Source organism: Bacteroides sp. AM07-18 (genome assembly GCF_003602695.1).
Taxonomy (GTDB): Bacteria; Bacteroidota; Bacteroidia; order Bacteroidales; family Bacteroidaceae; genus Bacteroides; species Bacteroides uniformis.
Genome location: NZ_QTLM01000042.1, coordinates 1 through 1,388, shown reverse-complemented (window position 1 = coordinate 1,388; position 1,388 = coordinate 1). Strand labels below are relative to the sequence as shown.

Below are 1,388 nucleotides of genomic sequence, written 5' to 3'. Positions count from 1 at the left end.
ACCCACCAGTCCGAACCGCTCCTGCGGGCCACCGTGACATGCTCATTCATCTTTGCCAGCGGAACTCTTATCTCATCCCACGTTCCCGGCACGGTACGGAGCACCTCGAACCCCGGTTGACCTTCATAAGCCTTTGGCGTATCGCACAAAGAGGTGAGATGGTTTTCCAAAACCACATACATGGCCAACATATGGCAGCGTGTGCTCATTACATGAGGATTTACATACTGTATCTTGAACTCCGAGCGCGGCAGTGCCCTGAACCCTCCCAGGTGATAGTCCGTCGCTCCTGCCAGCATCCTGGTGAAGGGTATCGCAATGTCATGGTCCGCATTCACCAGCGTGTCCCATTTGCATACTTCATAGTTGAGTGTCCCCTCCCGTGTGAATTCATTCGGATACGTCCTTACCAGTCCGGAAGGCTTGCTCGACCCATGGAACTGTATGAAGAGCCTGTGTCTTGCCGCACATTCCAGTATCTCTTCTTGGATGCGTATCATCTCTTGGTCATTACGGTCCATGAAGTCCACCATGAGTCCTTTTACTCCCCATCCCTCATAGAGCGCAAAGGCTTCTTCGAGTTTGTCGTACAACGGTCTCCAGTGTACCCACAGATGTATGCCAACCCCCTTGCTCCTTGCATATTCCACAATTCTCGGCATGTTCAGGCACGGTATCGGTTTTGTAACGTCCGCATTGGGTCCCGCCCATCCGAAATTGAAGTTGTCATCATAGTACCAAGGAGTCTCCGCATATCCGTAGATTCCATGTGCATCCAAGCCATTGCGTGCTGCAAAATCGATGTAGTACTTGTTTGTATCGAAGTTGTTTCCCGGAGAGAACGTGCTGTCCGGCACGACATTCCCGTTCCACCATGTGAACGTGGTCCTGCAAGGCTTAATCCATGAAGTGTCTTCAATCCTGCAGGGCTCGTTCAGGCTTGTTAGTATATTCGTCTCCAGCAATCCTCCCACCCGGTCTGCAACGGAGATTACGCGCCACGGGGTACGGTGCGGGAAACTGTCTGTCTCGACCTTTATCTTCTCCTGCCCCAGTTTTGGCGAGAGCTTTCCCACCAGTCCACCCTTCTCCTTCACCAGGTACATTCCCGCATAGTCCCTTATGGCCGCTTCAGTTATAGCCACTGCCACCCCGTTGTCGAACTCGAATGTCGCCGGCATCTCTATCAGCCTTTTCCTTGCCACCTTGTCATATCTTACATGACTGTATACCCCTTCGTGTGTATTCACATACCCGGGCAGGTACATGAGCAACGCCATCGGGTTTCCTTGCAAGTTGAACTGTGTCCTTTCATCATACATCACGTATGAATCCCATGCTTTCTGTTCCGGAAATTCATATCTGAATGCTATCCCGTCATCGAATGC

The 1,388-nt window shown here is 51.6% G+C and carries 1 protein-coding gene; it reads right to left on the bottom strand.

What is annotated here, in order from left to right:
* Nucleotides 1-1,388: glycoside hydrolase family 97 protein (locus tag DW096_RS19180; RefSeq protein ID WP_120151117.1), on the bottom strand; the 1,388-nt coding region annotated here is incomplete at both ends.